This window comes from Geobacter sp. OR-1 (assembly GCF_000813145.1).
In the GTDB taxonomy this organism is placed as follows: domain Bacteria; phylum Desulfobacterota; class Desulfuromonadia; order Geobacterales; family DSM-12255; genus Geoanaerobacter.
In genome coordinates, this window is sequence record NZ_BAZF01000010.1 from 72,859 (window position 1) to 90,390 (window position 17,532).

At 55.3% G+C, this 17,532-nt stretch carries 18 protein-coding genes and 1 pseudogene; 2 read left to right on the forward strand and 17 right to left on the reverse strand.

The genetic code is table 11. The features are described from left to right. Window positions 1-90 precede the first annotated feature (90 nt). Window positions 91-381 (reverse strand): hypothetical protein, encoded by a 291-nt coding sequence (locus tag OR1_RS11775; RefSeq protein ID WP_041972064.1) that lies wholly within the window; start codon window positions 379-381, stop codon window positions 91-93. Between the two features lie 18 nt (window positions 382-399). Further along, window positions 400-1,785, reverse strand: coding sequence for an asparagine--tRNA ligase (asnS, locus tag OR1_RS11780; RefSeq protein WP_041972065.1), 1,386 nt, complete (start codon window positions 1,783-1,785; stop codon window positions 400-402). 129 nt (window positions 1,786-1,914) lie between these two features. Here asnS and OR1_RS11785 point away from each other — a divergent pair, with 129 nt between their 5' ends. Further along, a complete protein-coding gene (locus OR1_RS11785) occupies window positions 1,915-2,274 on the forward strand; it encodes a S41 family peptidase (protein WP_041972066.1) in 360 nt (119 codons plus the stop codon). Window positions 2,275-2,323: 49 nt separating this feature from the next. Here the strand turns inward: OR1_RS11785 and OR1_RS11790 are convergent, their stop codons facing one another. The 13 genes and pseudogenes from OR1_RS11790 to OR1_RS11850 all read right to left on the reverse strand — a co-directional run bounded on the left by OR1_RS11790 (window position 2,324) and on the right by OR1_RS11850 (window position 15,023). Next, window positions 2,324-2,683, reverse strand: a complete 360-nt coding sequence (locus tag OR1_RS11790) for a hypothetical protein (RefSeq protein WP_041972067.1) — start codon at window positions 2,681-2,683, stop codon at window positions 2,324-2,326. 233 nt (window positions 2,684-2,916) lie between these two features. Further along, complete coding sequence (locus tag OR1_RS11795; protein WP_041972068.1) at window positions 2,917-3,297, reverse strand: EamA family transporter; 381 nt, start codon at window positions 3,295-3,297, stop codon at window positions 2,917-2,919. Then, window positions 3,291-4,154, reverse strand: a complete 864-nt coding sequence (gene hpnK / locus OR1_RS11800; protein ID WP_041972069.1) for a hopanoid biosynthesis-associated protein HpnK — start codon at window positions 4,152-4,154, stop codon at window positions 3,291-3,293. Before hpnK ends, OR1_RS11795 begins: the two co-directional genes overlap by 7 nt. A gap of 2 nt (window positions 4,155-4,156) precedes the next feature. Next, window positions 4,157-5,577, reverse strand: a pseudogene (gene hpnJ, locus OR1_RS11805) (hopanoid biosynthesis associated radical SAM protein HpnJ). Between the two features lie 108 nt (window positions 5,578-5,685). Beyond that, window positions 5,686-7,632 (reverse strand): response regulator, encoded by a 1,947-nt coding sequence (locus OR1_RS11810; protein WP_041972070.1) that lies wholly within the window; start codon window positions 7,630-7,632, stop codon window positions 5,686-5,688. Next, complete coding sequence (gene mltG, locus OR1_RS11815; protein ID WP_237754282.1) at window positions 7,601-8,680, reverse strand: endolytic transglycosylase MltG; 1,080 nt, start codon at window positions 8,678-8,680, stop codon at window positions 7,601-7,603. Before mltG ends, OR1_RS11810 begins: the two co-directional genes overlap by 32 nt. 8 nt (window positions 8,681-8,688) lie before the next feature. After that, the gene (gene plsY / locus OR1_RS11820) at window positions 8,689-9,276 is read right to left on the reverse strand and encodes a glycerol-3-phosphate 1-O-acyltransferase PlsY (protein WP_041972071.1); all 588 of its coding nucleotides are present in this window, start codon (window positions 9,274-9,276) and stop codon (window positions 8,689-8,691) included. 68 nt (window positions 9,277-9,344) lie between these two features. Then, window positions 9,345-9,773, reverse strand: coding sequence for a MauE/DoxX family redox-associated membrane protein (locus tag OR1_RS11825; protein WP_041972072.1), 429 nt, complete (start codon window positions 9,771-9,773; stop codon window positions 9,345-9,347). Then, window positions 9,770-10,264, reverse strand: coding sequence for a rhodanese-like domain-containing protein (locus OR1_RS11830; RefSeq protein ID WP_041972132.1), 495 nt, complete (start codon window positions 10,262-10,264; stop codon window positions 9,770-9,772). The genes OR1_RS11825 and OR1_RS11830 overlap by 4 nt, the downstream gene beginning before the upstream one ends. 34 nt (window positions 10,265-10,298) lie before the next feature. Beyond that, entirely contained in the window at window positions 10,299-12,467 is a 2,169-nt protein-coding gene (locus OR1_RS11835) for a heavy metal translocating P-type ATPase (protein ID WP_041972073.1), read from the reverse strand. Continuing rightward, on the reverse strand, window positions 12,451-13,515 hold the full coding sequence (locus tag OR1_RS11840; protein WP_041972074.1) for an AI-2E family transporter: 1,065 nt from the start codon (window positions 13,513-13,515) through the stop codon (window positions 12,451-12,453). Before OR1_RS11840 ends, OR1_RS11835 begins: the two co-directional genes overlap by 17 nt. 1 nt (window position 13,516) lies before the next feature. Further along, the gene (locus OR1_RS11845; protein ID WP_041972075.1) at window positions 13,517-14,578 is read right to left on the reverse strand and encodes an AI-2E family transporter; all 1,062 of its coding nucleotides are present in this window, start codon (window positions 14,576-14,578) and stop codon (window positions 13,517-13,519) included. Continuing rightward, complete coding sequence (locus OR1_RS11850) at window positions 14,571-15,023, reverse strand: UPF0158 family protein (RefSeq protein WP_041972076.1); 453 nt, start codon at window positions 15,021-15,023, stop codon at window positions 14,571-14,573. The genes OR1_RS11845 and OR1_RS11850 overlap by 8 nt, the downstream gene beginning before the upstream one ends. A 48-nt stretch (window positions 15,024-15,071) precedes the next feature. On the opposite strand from OR1_RS11850, the gene OR1_RS11855 reads away from it, so the two are divergent. Then, window positions 15,072-15,794, forward strand: a complete 723-nt coding sequence (locus OR1_RS11855) for a UDP-2,3-diacylglucosamine diphosphatase (protein ID WP_041972077.1) — start codon at window positions 15,072-15,074, stop codon at window positions 15,792-15,794. Window positions 15,795-15,808: 14 nt separating this feature from the next. On the opposite strand, the gene OR1_RS11860 is transcribed toward OR1_RS11855, so the two are convergent. Together OR1_RS11860 and OR1_RS11865 are read right to left on the reverse strand one after the other, a co-directional pair. Further along, window positions 15,809-16,036, reverse strand: coding sequence for a hypothetical protein (locus OR1_RS11860; protein ID WP_041972133.1), 228 nt, complete (start codon window positions 16,034-16,036; stop codon window positions 15,809-15,811). Window positions 16,037-16,123: 87 nt separating this feature from the next. Then, on the reverse strand, window positions 16,124-17,338 hold the full coding sequence (locus OR1_RS11865) for a penicillin-binding transpeptidase domain-containing protein (protein WP_370543355.1): 1,215 nt from the start codon (window positions 17,336-17,338) through the stop codon (window positions 16,124-16,126). Window positions 17,339-17,532 lie beyond the last annotated feature (194 nt).

Consider the following 17,532-nt stretch of genomic DNA (forward strand, 5'->3'; position numbering starts at 1 on the left):
CGATCATCAGGTTAATTGGTTGACAATAAGTCGGAACCTTTTTGGGCCAGCAAGGGCAGGCGCGAAACATTGGAATCGAAAGGAACGGCATCACTCCTCGTGAACATGAGGAGCCCGTGTCATAGCGGCGCCGCAGTATTTGCACGCGGAGAGTTTCCAGGACTGCAGCTCTCTGCAGGCGGGGCATTCCCGGTAATGCCCTTCCACCTCCTTTATGGGCGATTGGATTATGATCGCCATAATGGTTGGAGGGAAAAATGCGCATATAAAGAACCATCCCAGGGTGTTCCGCCCTTTTGTGGAGGCAATCCAGGCACCGACAATTCCCGGCAGGACAAAAAAGCAAAAGATAACAAGAAGCTGCTTCACTTCATAAGACATTAGTTCATTCCTTTCTTATCAGAACCCTGCATGCCTGGGTGTTCTCGGAAACGGGAGGACATCCCGGATGTTCTCCATTCCGGTAATGTACATGACAAGCCGTTCAAATCCGAGGCCAAATCCGGCATGGGGGCAAGATCCCCAGCGTCGGCTGTCCAGATACCACCAGAGCCCCTCGGGATTGATTCCGGTCTCAAGCATCCTCTGTTGCAGCAGATCCAGACGTTCCTCCCTCTGGCTCCCGCCGATTATCTCCCCGACTTTCGGCACCAGCAGGTCCATGGCAGCAACGGTCCTAGCGTCATCGTTCTGCCGCATATAAAACGCTTTGATAGCTTTAGGGTAATTTACAATGAACACCGGGCCGCCAACAACCTGTTCGGTGAGATACCGTTCGTGCTCGGTCTGCAGGTCAAGCCCCCACGATACCGGGTACTGGAAAGTTACCGGTGCCTTCTCCAAACGTGAGATCGCCTCGGAATAATCCATCATCGCAAAGGAAGAATCGGCCACAGCCCTGATCCGGCCGATGATCCCCTTTTCAATGTGCGCATCGAAGAATGCCATATCATTGCTGCATTCCTCAAGGGCAAAACTGCACAGATAGCGGAGAAAATCCTCTGCCAGAGCCGCATCGGCCATCAGGTCCGCAAAAGCCATCTCCGGCTCTATCATCCAGAACTCGGCAGCATGACGGGGGGTATTGGAATTTTCCGCCCGGAAGGTGGGGCCAAAGGTGTAGATGTCGGAAAAGGCCAGGGCAAACAGTTCTCCCTCAAGTTGCCCGCTTACGGTCAATCCGGTAGCCTGACCAAAGAAATCGGCATTAAAATCCACCTTGCCGTTGGTCAGTGGCAGGTTGTCCAGCGGCAGAGTGGTAACGCGAAACAGTTCGCCGGCACCTTCACAGTCGTTCGCTGTTATGATCGGGGTATGGACATACATGAACCCCTTTTCCGCAAAAAACCGGTGCACCGCCTGGGCAAGGGCGGACCGGGTGCGGAATACCGCCCCGAAAGTATTCGTACGGGGCCTGAGATGCGCTATTTCCCGCAGAAACTCAAAACTGTGGCGCTTTTTCTGTAGCGGATAATCCTGGTCGGCCGACCCGATTACCGTTATCTCCGTTGCGTGCAGTTCCAGCCGCTGACCTGAAGCCGGTGATTCCTGAAGCATTCCGGTAACTCGCACGGCACTGCCGGTCCCCAGGCGGGACACTACGGTAAAATTCTCCAGCCCCGTATCAGCAACTACCTGTATGCATTCCAGGCTTGATCCGTCATTGAGGGCCAGAAAAGTGATCCCTTTGCCCGACCTTACCGTCCTGACCCACCCGGCGATAGCGGCACTGCCGCCAGGGCAACCGTCTGCAAGCAATATATTGATTCGTGTTCTTGCCGTCATCCCCACTCCTTGAATCAATTTTGACTTCATTGTAGCATACCCCCCCGGCACAATCCATTCTTGCACTCACTTCTGAACTGCACTTTATTCTTTACAGGCCGTGTCCAGGAATATTATGGTTACGGCGTCATGATCAAATACGCCATTATATTAGTTCTCCTCTTGCTCGCCCCGGTCTGTCCCGGATATGCCGAGGATCTGCGCAACTTCGGCGGCGTCGGTATCGACGGCATTCCATGGGCCGACGGCAGAATCGTAGTCCGGCAGCTGGTGGCCGGCGGCCCGGCTCATCTGGCGGGGATCAAGGCCGGTGACATCATTACTCATATAGACGGTAAGCAGACTAAAGGGAGCAATTTTAGGCAGATGGTGGACTATCGTCTTAGGGGTGAAGCGGGGACCAAGGTACAGATCAACATCATGCGGCCGGGTGAGAAAAAGCCGCGTGTTTTTATCCTGACGCGCAGGCAGTTACTGCTGCCCAAATAAAAAAAGGGAGCCAAACGGCCCCCTTTTTCATATCCGATCTCCCGCGGTCTCAGCCACGATCACTGTTAAGCCGGCTCAGGCAAAATTGAACTTGCTGCGAAAGCATATGGTCAAGGGAAGCAAAAAGAAGCGACAGCATTCCGTATCCGGCCAGAATGACATCAGCACCCGGAAAGGCATGCAGCGAAGGAAACCATTTGATCATAACGCAAAGTATTGTTGCCCCGGCAGCACAGAAGAGGTGGCGGGCAACCCAGCAGACAAGGGATTCGCGCAGTTTTGCCAGCGGTTCGGTATCGTAACCGCTTCCGAAAGAGGTTATGGAGATCCAGTCGCCGTATATCCTGAGTGCCATCAGACAGGAGACCACTGCTGCAACCGTTAGAGAGATGAATACTATTTGAGTCATCTATACTTCCTCCTGTCCATGGTTTGGGTTGGCTGACAACCTTTGGCACGTACATTACGAAAAAGATGCCCAAAACGCACCGCTGGGCATTATTTCTCATTAATCATAATAAGCTTTTTAAATTAGCTAGTTAAAGCACGACCAGGCAACAAGATGGTTTCTTACGAGGGGATAATACCCGAGAGGATGTGCAACAGCTGAACAACATATTGTGCTAAGACGGGATTAAGAGCTCAAGAATTGCCGCTTTTGGTGATCAGCATCACTCCAATACAGACAAGACCGATGCCGGTCCATCTGAGGGGAGAAACATGCTCGCCCAGGTAAAACTGCGCCAGAAATGCCACCAAAACATAATTCAATGCCTGCATCGGCAGGGCAACCGACAGATCTTCCCAGGATAGAACAGCCAGCCAGAGAAAAAAGAAGATCGCCAGCATCGTCGTGCCAATGATCAGTTTCGGATTGGTGAGAGCCTGGTATGCCGCGTTGAATATCCCGCGAAGGTTCATGGCCGATATGTCGCCCATCTCCTTCATCCCCTTGGCCAAAAGGATATCCCCGACTGTTCCGGCAGTTACCGCCAGAAGCATGATTATTATGGTCTTCAGCATTCCTTTACCTCACCACGGTAGTTTCGGAGAACGATTCCGGTCGACCTGATCTTTTCCATCAAGCGTTTACCTGTCAGTGCCGCGAACTCTTCTTCATGACGGTAGTCCGGCATCCAGTGAGACAGCTCCTGATCAGGGTGGAACCCTGGATGGAAATAGATCTCCGTAACACCGTCCTGCAATACATCTAACGCTTTCATAAAATATTCTTCCGTCATCTGACCGGAATTCAGGAGCCCCTTGACTTCTGTTGCGTAAGCAATGCCGAGCCGGTCGAGCATCGGCCGGCACCGCTTTGCCAGCCGGTCGAAGATGAAGGCATCGGCAAACTTTCCGAGACGCCGCCTGGGAGCAAGCTCCAGATCCACCCCCAGCCGTTCTCGGGAAAGCCTGAAAGACGATATCCCGTATTTCGGCATCAGACGGCAAAGAATGTCAAACACGGTCGGGTGCATATGGATGTTCAGATGCCCATCGATATGGGACAGCGGCAGGCCGGTTTCCAGAAAGCGGGTTATCTGGGCCTCGATCTCGGCCGTAAGCTGTTTTCTGAGCGATTTGATGAAAAAGTACCGTATTCCGGCATAGACGGGGTCGTGCGGGAAATGTCCTTGAGAGTCCACCAGCGGCGGGAAACCGGACCGCTCCCGGGCGGATCGCCCCTGGACCAGGGTCAGATGCAGTCCCACCTGCAACCCGGGGTTCTCTTTTGCCAGGCAGACCGCCTCCTCGAACCCCTTGCCAGCGACCATCAGTGATGCGCTGGTCAGCACCCCTTCCTGCCAAGCCTTTATGATTGCCCGGTTTGCACCGCTTGAAAGCCCGAAATCATCGGCATTAACGATAAGTTCCTTCATCTTCACTGCTGCGTCAGTTTACGCTTCTTCATGTAGTCCAGGTATTGTTTTCCTTCTTTCAGCAGCTTCCTCCGCTCCTCACCGTCAATGATCATTCTGCCAATGCTCCGGGCAATGTACTTGGGACGGAAGTAAAACTTGTTGTAGAACTGCTCTACAGCAGCAAAGATCTCTTTGTTGGACAGGTGCGGGTAGTTGATGACGCACATCTGGTGCCCGGTATCATCAATATACGCATCCGAAGCAATCCACCCTTCTTGCTTGCACTGCTCCCAGAATTCCGTGCCAGGATAAGGCGATGCGAGTGAAACCTGGATAGACCCCAGATCCAGCTTTTTTGCATACTCGATCGTGTCCTGGATGGTCTCTCTGGTCTCGCCGGGCAACCCCATGATAAATGCCCCGTGGATGGAAATGCCCAGTTTTTTGCAGTCGCTGGTGAACTGGATCGCCTGATCGCGGGTTACTCCCTTTTTTACGTTTTTCAGGATCTGGGGACTGCCGGACTCGTAGCCAACAACGACATGGCGAAGCCCGGCATCGCGCATGATCTTCAATGTTTCGAAATCGCAATTGGCCCGGGCGTTGATGACCCAGGAAATGCCGAGCGGCTTGATAAGTTCGGACACTGCCCGCGCATGGTTCCGATCTGCGGAAAAGGTATCATCGTCAAAAGAGAGCTCCCGCATCTCCGGAATATTGTCGACGATCCACTTCACTTCTTCATAAACGTTTTGAGGTGAACGGGTGCGCATCTTCTGGCCCGAATATGTCTGCGGCCAGAGGCAGAAGGTGCATTTTGACGGGCAACCGCGGCTGGAATATATCGAAACATACGGGTTTTTGAAGTGCGGAATAATATATTCCCTGATCGGGAGGTCGCGTTTATAAACCTGTGACACAAAAGGAAGCGCATCCAGGTCGGTAAGAACCGGCCGATCTGCGGTATGCACGACCTGCCCCTCCTTCAGGAAACTGATCCCGTCGATCCGCTCCCATTCCCGCCCTTCGCACAGCTCCTTGATGGCGTAATCGAACTCGCCGCGACAGACGATGTCGACTGCATCACCGGCAAACTGGAGCGACTCATCGGGCATGATGGTGACATGGGGGCCGGTGAGCACCGTGATTGTGGCAGGTTTCTGCGACTTGATCGCTCTGGCCGTCGCCACATCGATCGCCAGCGTCGGCGTGGATGTATACATCACCACCACGTCAAAATCCCTGGCAATGGCCAGGCAGTCAGACAGGTCCAGCCGCTGCACCGGGGCATCGACCACCCGGCTACCCGCGATCATGCCTGCCGGATAGCAGAGCCAGGTAGGATACCAGAATGAGGTCACCTCACGCGAGGCCTGATAGCGGGCGCCGGCGCCGCCATCGAAATCCTCGAAGGTGGGGGATTCAGGAACAACGGTTTCATAACTACTCCGATACTGATGTACTATAAGGGGAAAAATAAACTCGTAGATTAAAAGTGGGGAGAACATTTGTCAAGGTCAATATGGAGAAAGGCGCTAATCGAATCGGGTTATCCGAAGAACTTGCTGAACAACCCCTTCTTTTCCGACTGCCGGTGATCGGTTATCTGCTGGAGCCCGTTGCGCGCCAGGGCATCGCGAGGATTAAGCTTCAGCGCCTTCTGAAACTCACCTTCCGCCAACCCCTCTCTCCCCTCATCAAGAAGCATCCACCCCCGGAATGAAAAAGCTTCCGGATGCCGGCCATTCTGAAGTGACCTGGCCAACAGGTTCCTGGCCTTGTCACTGGCAGCCTTGGACCCCTTGTTCGACGGATTGCGATATATTGCCCAGGCAAGAAAAGCCGAATGAAGGGCAACGTCCGGTTCGAGACGATAGGCATCCTGAAACGCCTTCTCGGCATTGGCGAATTCCCCCATCTCCAGAAAAACCTTACCCGACTGGAACTGAACCTGGGCTTGCAGCTTGTCGTCCTGTTTTCCGTCGATGCCGATCTTGTCGGAGTTCAGGAGTTCATCGTACCGCTCCTTGGAAATAACGTTCGACAGAGTGTTGTAGGCAGTTGACAGCACTGACAGCACTTCCTGGGCCATTTCCAGCACAGGCCCGGAAAGTTCCATGAGCCTTTCCTGGGAATACGGCCTGGTGCGCGAGAAATATGAATCCTTCAGGGTGTTGAAGGTGAAAGAGCCGGGGGTCATACCCAGCAACTCATAATAATTCTTCTCCTTGATATAGGCGAAATCCCGCTGCACCTGCTGCTCGAAACTTATCACCGAACTCAGGAGAGGAGCGGCCATCCCCTCATTCCCAACGGCTAACTCCACATTGCCGGAGACTTCCGCCACCAGGTCCTCAAACCGTTCTGACTTCTCTTCGCCCTCATCCAATTCCTCCTCCATAGGGCGATTGTACAGAACCTTCAACCTGAAATCGGCCTGCTCCTCGTCATCCGGGGCAGGATTCAGGCTGATGAGACGCATTACCTTGAGGAAGGAGCAGAAAGTGGCAGAGGAACCCCGTTTTGAGCCGGTCCCGACAACTTCGAGAAGGGGACGGCGGCCATTTATCAGGTTGAGAGTTGTTATATCATCCCGGCTCATGGAGACCAGATTCGCCTGCCGGTAGAAGTTGGCGGTTCGGGCCGGGAACAGGTGGCCGAAGCGAGAGAGAAAACTGTCGGCGTTGAAGCCTAGGGCATGACCGGTAAATGACTCGTAAAGAAGTTCCGGGACCTGAAGCGGGACAAGCGGCATCTCGATTTCCGCAGGACCGGCAACGAATTCTGCCGCAGCATTTACCATAACCGCATCTAAAATCGTGCGGATCAGGAATTTGCGGGACTCTTCAAGCAGTTCTTCATAAGTGAGATATCCGGCCTGGGTCAGAAAGATGCGGTCTTCGCCACTGTTAACGAACAGATTCCGTTCTTCTGCAGAAATCTTGCCTGTGGCTGCCAGCATGGCGGGAAACTCGTCGCGGCCTCTTGACAGAAACGAGACCGGCACCCCATGCAGGATCGACAGTGGCGGCCCTTGCCTCAGCTTCAGCATGCCGCTTTTGCCCGAATAGTAAAGGTCCACCAGAGCGGAGAGCAGGTTGGCCGGTTCAGAACGAGCCATGGTCGGCCCCGAGACGGCATCGCGAATCGCCCGCAGAAAACTCTGCTGGCTGAACGGCTTTTCCAGGTAATGGTCAACTCCGAGCCGTTTCGCCCCTTCGGCGAATTTCTCCCCCTTATAGTAACCGGTCATGATCACAACCGGGAGATGCGCACCACGCGGAGTCCGGCGCAACCGCTGCAGCACCTCGATTCCGCTTATTTCCGGCAACCTGAGATCGAGCACCAGGAGATCCACTTCCCGGGAAGCCAGCATGCTCAGAGCCTCGGCGCCGTTTTTCGCCAGCAGCACTTCATAACTCTGAGCAACCAGAAACCGCTCCAGCATATGTGCGAGAGCTTCATTATCTTCCGCCAGTAACACTCGGGTGGTCATTTCGATACCCCGGAACAGCCCCGGATTCGAGGCGTTCCCTGCCTTTACTCTTCAGATACTTTGTAACAGCCATGTTGTGTTGGTCAAGCGTTGTCGAAAAAAAGTGCGTCCCGTCGTTTCTGGCAACAAAGTAATAATACGGGGTATTTTGCGGTGCCAAAACGGCCTGCAGCGCACCGGCGCCCGGGTTGCCGATCGGCCCCGGCGGAAGCCCGTGTATCCGGTAGGTATTATACGGTGATGACCTGCGAACATCCTCTCCGCTGATCTTCCCGGCAAAGGGCCTTAATCCGTAAACGGCAGTCGGATCACTCTGGAGCCGCATCCCCTTGCCGAGGCGGTTGTAAAAGACCGAAGCGATTAAAGGCCGCTCTTTCGGATCGACAGCCTCTTTCTCAACGATAGAGGCAAGCGTAACCAGCCGATGCCGGGCATCCCCCCGTTTCGCCAGAGCCGGAGAAAACTGATTTTCACAGGTCTTTTCGAACTGGCGCACCATCATCCGTACCGTATCAACCGGTTTCATGCCGGGTGTAATGTTGTACGTGGCAGGGAAAAGGTATCCTTCGACGCTGGTAGCAGTGATGCCGAACTCCCTGAGCAGCGCCCTGTCGGTGCAAGCCGCCAGGAAATCGGCTTTGGCGTGTATCCGGCGGCTATCCAGAAGCTCGGCCAGTTGAAAGATGGAATACCCCTCGGGCACGGCAAAACGATAGGCGTAAATCTCCCCGGCAACCAGCTTCCGAAGAATTTCCGCAAGGCTCATAGCGTCGGTCAACCTGTAGGTGCCGGCCTGGACCTGATTGTCGACCCCCTTGAACCGCGCCAGCAAAACCAGGGCAGTGCTGCTGCGGATTATCCCCTTGCGCTTCATATCCGCTGAGGCGCGGGAGAGGGAAGCCCCTTTGGCGCAATCAACCAACTGCACGTTGGCGCCGTCACCTGGGGGAAGCAGTGCAATACCGGATGTTGCCGCCAATACAATCAGCAATGCCGCAGCCGTCAACAGGACAGGTTTAGCGAACCGCTTCGGAATCAGTCTGCCCAACAACGATCTCATCCCTTGAACTTGCTTTCGGTGCCGTTTCTCAAGCGCTGGATATTTTCCCGGTGCTTCCAGACGACAATCGCGGCAATGGCAATGGTGACGAGAAAAATCAAACCCCTTCGGTCAATGAATGCGACCAACAGCGGCATTGCCACCGCAGCAGTGATCGAGCCGAGTGAGACATAGCGCCATTTCCAGAGCATTAAAGCAAAGATCGCCACAGCACCGGCTACCGAAAGCGGTGACAGTGCGAGGAACACGCCCAAGGCGGTCGCCACCCCCTTGCCCCCCTTGAACCTCAGGAATATCGTATAGACATGGCCGATAAAAGCAGCAAAGGCGGTCAGGGCAAGCCATCCCTCAGAGAACCCCATTCCCCTGGCAACCAGCACCGGGACCACTCCCTTGAGGCAGTCTCCCAGCAGTGTCAGCACTCCTACCTTCCAGCCGAGAGTGCGGCTGACGTTAGTAGCGCCGATGTTACCACTCCCAGTGGTTCTGATGTCTACGCCGCCCATCAGGCGTGCGAGCAGCAGCCCGGTCGGTATGGAGCCCGCCAGGTAGGCGGCGATAACTAAGAGCAGCTCGGGTGTCACTGTTATCTCCAGACAGGTAGGGTAAGGATCAGCATGTTAATGCATTTATGCCCGGACCGCAAGCGAGGTCATTTGTTTGCGGTCAACCGGTCCTGCAAGAGGACCAGCCCCGCCATTACCAGGAACAGAATATCGCGGCCGATCGCCAGGAGCGGCGGGTCCTTTGCACCCTGCCGGAAACAGCCGCAATCAATCTCCAACCCTCTGGCAACCGCCGATGCCATTGCGACAATGAACACCAGATTGAGCAGTATCGTTACCGTTGCCCCGGCCTTTGCTCTCCAGCCCGTCACCAGCAGCACCCCGCAGATTATCTCCACCCAAGGAAGTATTGATGCCGCAAGATAGTTCCCAAAGTACGGCAACAGCCGATAGGCCTCGATACTGCCGGCAAAGGCCTTGGTGTCGCCAGCCTTGACGACCCCGGCGTAGAGGAATATCGCTCCCAGGACAATCCTGACGATGGCAATTCCGTGCTTAAGAATCGAACCGGTCATTGCTTCCCTCCTGCGATCGGGTAGCGGGCGTCGCGCCAGGCAGGAAAACCGCCGTCAAAATAGTATACGGTCCCGTACCCAGCGGAAATCAGCTGTTTCCCCAGTTCGATACTGTCCTCGCAGGCATAACCGCTGCAATAGACAACGAGCATGGCGTTTTTCGGGACGCTGCTTCCCAACTCGGGTATCAGCTTATCGGCATCCATCAACGGCAGGGATATTGCGCCTTTTATATGCCCGCCGGCATAGGTGTTCCGGTCGCGGGAGTCGATTATTACCGCTTCTTTCTTGTCAAACAGTTCCTTTACCTGCATCAGTCCGAGCGGCAGCGGGATTGCTGTCTGCGCAGCCCCGGAGGACGCCTTTGCCATAACATTGCCGCTAAGGGCATTTGACAGCAGTTTCCAGTTCGATCCGATGCCGATTACTGTCGCAAGAAGCAGTACAATCAACGCCTCCAGGAGCACGGCCTGTTTCGGTCCAGTATTCACAGCCTCACCTCTCAGAGTATTATGCACGGACATCCTACAACTTGACCCTCTTCAACAGTAACGAGTTAGTAACCACGGATACCGATGAAAGGGCCATGGCCAAACCCGCCAGTTCAGGTCTCAGGGTGATGCCGTACTTATAGTAAAGCGCTCCGGCGGCGATCGGAATGCCCAGGATATTGTAAAACAGCGCCCAGAAAAGGTTCTGCTTGATCTTGGCCAGCGTCGCCCGCCCCAGCTTCACTGCCCTGACCACATCCATCAGGTCGTCCCTGATCAGCACGATGTCGCCGGTCTCCTTCGCCACGTCGGCACCGCCGCCAATGGCAATCCCGACATCGGCCTGCGCAAGGGCCGGGGCGTCATTGATCCCGTCACCGACCATTCCGACCACCACTCCGCGTTGCCGGTACTCCTGAACCACTTTCTGTTTCCGCTCGGGCAGGACTTCGGCCTCAAATTTGCCGATCCCGGCCTGCGTGGCAATAGCCGCAGCAACAGCGCTGTGATCACCCGTTATCATGGTACAGGAGATCCCCATGAGCTTGAGATCGTAAATCGCCCGCGCAGAGTTCTCCTTGATCGGATCTCCCAGAGCGGCAAGACCGACCAGTTTCCGCTCGGCAGCTATCCATACGAGCGATTTCCCCGCCCGGGCCAACCGGTCGGCCTGCTCAACCAGATGGGTCGTCGAGACCTTCTCTTCGCTCATCAGCCGGCTGTTCCCCGCAAGCAGATGCATGCCGTTATACAGGCAGGAAACGCCGAACCCGCCCCGTTCTTCGTATTCGGTAACATTGCCGTACGCAATGCCCCGCTTGGCAGCCCCGTCCACAATCGCTTTTGCCAGGGGGTGGTTCGATTGCGATTCCGCTGCGGCCAGGCATTCCAGCAGTCTTGACTCATCCACACCCTTTACGGCAACCAAGCTGCTCAGGGTCGGGCTCCCAACGGTTATTGTGCCGGTCTTGTCGAGAAGCAGCGTCTGCACCCTGGATATCTGCTCAAGCACTGAACCCCGCTTGATCAGAATGCCGTTGGCAAGCCCGACCCCGCTCCCCACCATGATCGCGGTGGGTGTGGCAAGTCCCATGGCACAGGGGCAGGCAATGACGACAACGGCAATCGCAAGCTTAAAGGCAAAGAGAAAACCAAGCGGAGTAAACAGGAACCAGCCGAGAAAGGTGAAGATAGCAATGGTGACAACGACCGGAACAAAAACAGCGGAGACCCGGTCCGCGAACCTCTGGATCGGGGCCTTGTCCGCCTGGGCCTCCTGGACCAGCCTGACAATCTGTGACAGCAGCGTCTCTTCCCCGATCCTGGTGGCGCGGATCGTGATGGTGCCGCTCTGATTGATGGTCGCCCCCACAACCGCGTCCCCGGCCCGCTTCTCAACCGGCATCGACTCGCCGGTAACCATCGACTCGTCAACCAGGCTGCGCCCCTCCAGCAGCTCGCCATCCACCGGGATCGTCTCACCGGGCCTGACCAGGACGACATCGCCGACCTTGACGGCAGATGCCGCCACTTCCCGCTCCACGCCATCCGCCACTAACCTTGCCTTGTCCGCCTGGAGCTTGAGGAGCTTTTTCAGCGCCTCGCTGGCCTTGCCCCGGGCACGGGCCTCAAGGTACTTGCCCAGGCGGATAAAGGCGATCAGCATAGCGGATGCCTCAAAAAAGACCCCTTCATGGCTGCCGGACAGAAATGCGAACAGCGAGTAGAAATAGGCGGCAGAAGTCCCCAGCGCCACCAGGACATCCATGTTTGCGCTTTTGCTCTTCAGGGCATACCATGAACCGCGGTAGAAGGTGAGTCCGGCGGAAAATTGCACCAATGTTGCCAGTACCAGATTGATCCAGCCAACGGCAACATTCGAGTGCATTGCCATGGTAAGCATTATCGGCAGGGACAGGGCCAGGCTCAGAACGAACCAGTTCCGCTGGGCGATCAATGATTTATTCAGGTCATCGGCACTGGCTGCGGAATGGGGTTTGATGCCGTACCCGAGCCTTTTGACGGTTTCTTCCAAGGCTGGCGGTTTGATAACAGTGCCGTCGTACTCCACCGAAAGCTCTTCCATGGCAAAGTTGACCGAAGCGCGAACGATTCCAGCGGTCGCATTGAGTTCCTTCTCGATGCGAGCCGCGCAGTTGACGCACGACATCCCGGTTATGGCGTATCTAAGGTTCTCGGACATTGTCCTTTTCCAGCAACATGGCATGAATGTCGTCACTGCAGATCTTGATCACCGCAGTCAACGGCACGGCAAGCACAACACCCCAGAACCCCATGATCTCTCCCAGGGCCATCAGGGCAAAGATCACCGCCAGCGGGTTCAGGTGCAGGGCGCCACGCATCAGAAGCGGCTTGATCAGGTTGCCTTCAACTACTACATGAATCAGAAAATAGATGCCGCATATTTTCGGGATAATCATAAGATCGCCCGTGTTCAGATAGCCGATCATTATCGGGGGAATGACCGACAAGGAGGCCCCGATAAACGGCACAACGGTCGAGAAGCCGGCAATCATGCCGTTCAGCAGGGCAAAATCGATCCCCATCAGATAAAGCGCTCCCGAGCAGAGAATCCCTACGAGAATACAGTCAAGCAACATGGCATACAGAAAGCGCTCCAAGGTCCGGTTGATCTTGTTGCCGATTTTGACCAGATCGTTCCGGCCGGAGTCAGGCATCAGGCCGATCAGGAATTTCTTTGCCGATTCCTTGTAACTCAAGAGGAAAAATACCAGTATCGGGGCGAGCAGCAGATCGAACAGGGCAAATCCGAGCCCCTTGACCCGCTCGTAACCCTTCCCGGAAATCTCTGCGGCCAGATGATTGAGCATTCCCGTGGCCTGCTGGGTCAGCCAGGCAAGTTCATCCGGATCGTAGTAGTATGAGAGCTCCTCCCGCCAGTCATTGATGGCGTTCTTGAAGTTCTGCAGATACCTCGGCAACGAAAGGGTCAGGAGATCGATCTGGTTGCCGACATAAGGGACCAGGACAAAGGAGGCGAAAAAACAGCCGGTCAGGACAACGAAATACAGCAGAATCAGGGAGAGCCAGCGGGGAAAACCGGCATGTTCTTCCATGTACTTCATCAGCGGGTTGAACAGGTAGGCGATTGCCAGTGAAGTCAGGACAGCGGAAAACGTATGCCGCAACAGCATGTTCGCGGCAAGCAAAAGGAGAAAAATTCCTCCCCACAAGGCATAGATCCGCACGTATGCCGATGAACGTTCCATATCAGGGCACCCGGAAAAAGTCGCCCTTGCGGAGATGCTCAAGGGTGATCTTCACAGCGGCAGCGATCGGAATGGCGAGCAGTATTCCCCAGAATCCCATCACCTCTCCTAATGCCATGACAAATATGATCGTAACCAGAGGATTCAGGTTCATCGCCTCCTTGAACACCAGAGGCTTGATCAGGTACCCCTCCACGAAATAGATGACCGAAAAGGCAGCGACAACGGATAAAAGTGCCGAAAATGTCTGAAACTTCAAATAGGCGAAAAACAGCGGCGGGATCGTAGCGAGAATCACCCCTATGAAAGGGAGGATCGAAGCGGCCCCGGCGAACATTCCGTTTAAAAGTGCATAATCTATATCGAGGAAATAAAGGGCTACCGTCGAAAGTACCGCCACTATGAGGGACACAATCAGCTGGCCCCTGATGTATCCGCCGACGCTGCGATTGATTTCGCTGCCGATCTGCAGAAACAGCTCTTTGCGATTAGGGGGGAGCCATCTTACCAGTTCACTCTGGATCTCTCTTTTGTAATGAAGCATGAAAAATACCAGGATTGGCGCCAGCAGGAGGTTCAAGAGATTGAAAGCGACTTTCGATGCCGCGGAATAGACGCCGGCGCCGAGTTTTCCCGACATCTTGTCCAGGTTGCCGATCAGAGAGTCCAGGAGCCACTGCCACTCGGCAGTACCGAAAGAAGGCTCGTAACCGTTCCTGAGATTGCTCGACAGCTGTTTGAGTTTCTGGATATATCCGGGCAGGCTTGCGACAAGATCGTGCCAGCGACTGGTCAGCAGCGGCACCATGAAAACCGTGAAGAAGAACACCAGAATCGATAGAATCGCGTATACAACGGCCAACCCGTAATCGCGACGGATATTTTTCCGTTCCAGTGTTACCAGCAATGGGTCCAGCAGGTAGGCAAAGACAAAGGAGAGCAGAAAACAGGAGATGGTGTGCTTCATGGAATAGCCGGCAGCCGCAAGTATCACGGCACCGGCCAGCAGCGCCGCCCACTTCATCGATGGCCGGCTTATGCGGCTTTCCGCATGCTCACTCATAGGAATCCATGGTTACATCGATCGGAGAATAGAGATCATGCTCTTCGAGCCACTGCTTCACACGCTTTGACAACATATTGTCCCGCAGCGACTCCAGTTCGTCCATCTCTTCGGGATAAAAAGAGAGTATCTCCTCGACCTTTCCGTACGGAATCTTGCCGGCGAACGCCCTCCCGAGCATCTCCTTCAGATGAACGTTTTCCACTTTTTGGATGAATTCGTGCAGGAGCAGCCGCTCCTGCGAATAATCAAACCCGGGGATCGGCAGGTACTGTTCGTTGTTTGTGGCCACATCCTGCCAGAACCGGTCATCATCGTAATCGGAAGGGACCAGGTAGATCTCCCCGGAAATCCGGTCCAGTATATATACCACATCGGGATCAGTATTCTCAAATGCATCCAGAAGTTCATCCCAGATGATATTAACGTCACGCAATACGCCCAATATCCGTCACTCCTTTACCATTTGCCGCTTTTTCGCTATAGTAGCCCGATGCGTACCGTATTTATTGCCGATGCCCACCTCCAGCAGGAAAGGGACCCCAGTTACCAGGCCATGCTCCGGTTTCTTGCCGAACTGGGCGGCACCACCGAGACCCTGTACATCATGGGAGACTTCTTCGAGTTCTGGCTCGGCTACCCGGAAGTCCCGTTCACCCACTACCTGCCGGTGCTCGAAGCGCTACAAAAACTCCGGGAAAGCGGGACGGAAATCGTCTATTTTGAAGGAAACCATGATTTCCATATCGGCCCGTTTTTTTCCGAAACCCTGGGAGCAAGGATATTTCCGGGACCAGCCGCTCTGACCATTGCCGGACAAAAAGCCTATCTGTGCCATGGCGACGAGGCGAATCCATCAGACATCCCATACCGGCTGTTGCGGTTCGTGTTCCACTCATCATTCACCCGCTGGCTGACGAATGTCGTCCCGCCTTGGGTAGCGTGCGCAATTGCCGATCATATGGGGCGAAAAGGGCGGGAGTACCTGCATCTGAAGGGCGAAAACCCCGCCTTCCGCAATATTCTGGTAAAGCATGCCTCGGAACAGTTTGCCAAGGGGTATGACCTGGTAATTGCCGGGCACTTCCATATACCATTCACCGAGACATTCCCGGCAACGCCGGGGAAACGGCTGGTCTCTCTGGGAGCATGGGCTGCCGGGCTGCACTATGCCGAACTGGTAGATAAAGAGATCGTATTGAAAACATACAGCTGACCTCTCCCCGCCTCCTACAGCCCAAACAGTTCCAGGTACTTCGCTACGCGCCGGTCAAGTGTCGGCGCCGCCACTTTCAGGCAGATCTCATCCGGTCGATAGCCGCGACAGACAGCAGGCCGTTCGTTATAGATCGAGCAGCTGCCATCGTTCAGCAGGTTGGAACACCTCACCCCCGGAGGCTTCCCCAAGGCAGAGATATCCGGCGCTACACAGCACGTCCCGCAACGCATGCATTCCATAAGCAACTCAGCAAAATTTATATTTCGGCACGGCAAAAAGCTCCAGATGCAAGGCGTAACACAGCAGATGGACTTTTTCCCGTGCCGTCAGCGGAAGAAAGCCTCTAGGGCCTGTTCCCCCAGCAACGAAGCCTTGATCCGCCACTTGGCGCCGTTGATTACAAGGGCTGCCAGGGCGATCTGCGGATCATTGATCGGGGCATAGGCCGCAAACCAGCTGTAATGGCCGGGAGGATCAATGCCGGTGATGGAACCGGTCTTGGCGGCAATATCGACGGCAGCGAGCTTCGGCCGGCCGCGCCGGTCCCGGAACACCTTACGGGAAGTCCCCTGGCTCACGGTTGTGGACATCATCTTGGAGAGCTGGTCAGCAGTCTCGGGGGAAACAACCCGCCTGACCTGCCGGGGCTCTCCGGAATAGAGCAGCTTACCTTCGCTGCCGCGGATCTCGCTGGCCAGTTGCGGTTGCAGCATGACCCCTTTGTTGGCTACTGCGGCCATCATCAATGCGGCATAAAGCGGCGAGACCTTTACTTCCTTGCAGAGCCCGGCTCCGAGCCGCTTGAGATCCGCATCATCCTGAGGTGTTGAACCGCAACTTGAGAGAATCGGCTCTCCGGGAAGCAGGGACTGGTTGAAACCGAACCGTTCCATACCGGACAAGATACCCTCTTTCCCGACATTGCTGGCCAATCTGCCGAAAACCGGATTCACCGACTTTCCCATCGCCGTGGTCAGGTCCATCTCCTGATTTCCGTGCCTGGGACCGGCTTCCCAGTATCGCGGATTTTCCGATGTGAGGCGGCCCCGGAACGGCATCACCGTCTCGGGGGTTACCTTGCGCTGTTCAAGAGCGGCGGCGGCAGTGACAATCTTGAACAGGGACGCCATGGGATACAAATTGTACGGGGCCTGCGCCTCCCAGGCGGCATCACTCTCCGAATGCGCCGCTATCGCAAGGATACGGCCGGTTTTCGGCTCCACGGCAACAAATACACCATACGGGACCCTGTTCTCCGCCATGACCTTACGCACCCTTTCCTGGAGCTCGGGATTGATGGCGTAATATATTGTCGAACCGTCCGGCCGGCCGGCCCGGTACCGATTCCCGTCAAATGCCGAAGATGAGAGCAGTTCCCGGGCGAGCCGGAACGAGTTATCCCCATCGGCTTTTGCCGACGCCGGTTCCTTGGGAACCGGGGTGCGGCTGACGCTGGAAAGCGCATTTCCAGCGGAGACCAGAAGATGAAACAGCGGGTAAGCCGCCAGAAGACAGGCGATCACCGGCAGAATAAACCTCAAACGCCGTCTCCGCTCGGGAGGCTCGGGGTCAAGACGCCTGAAACTGTTGCGCGGGGGTTCGTTCCGCCACGCCAGCAATTTTTTGAATCCGCTTTTTTTCTTTATGGTTATGTTTTTAATGTCCTGCATAGGCCTGGGAATAGTTTAGTATCGCTTTCAATCGTCAGGAGGGATGAATCGTCGAGAACCCGGAA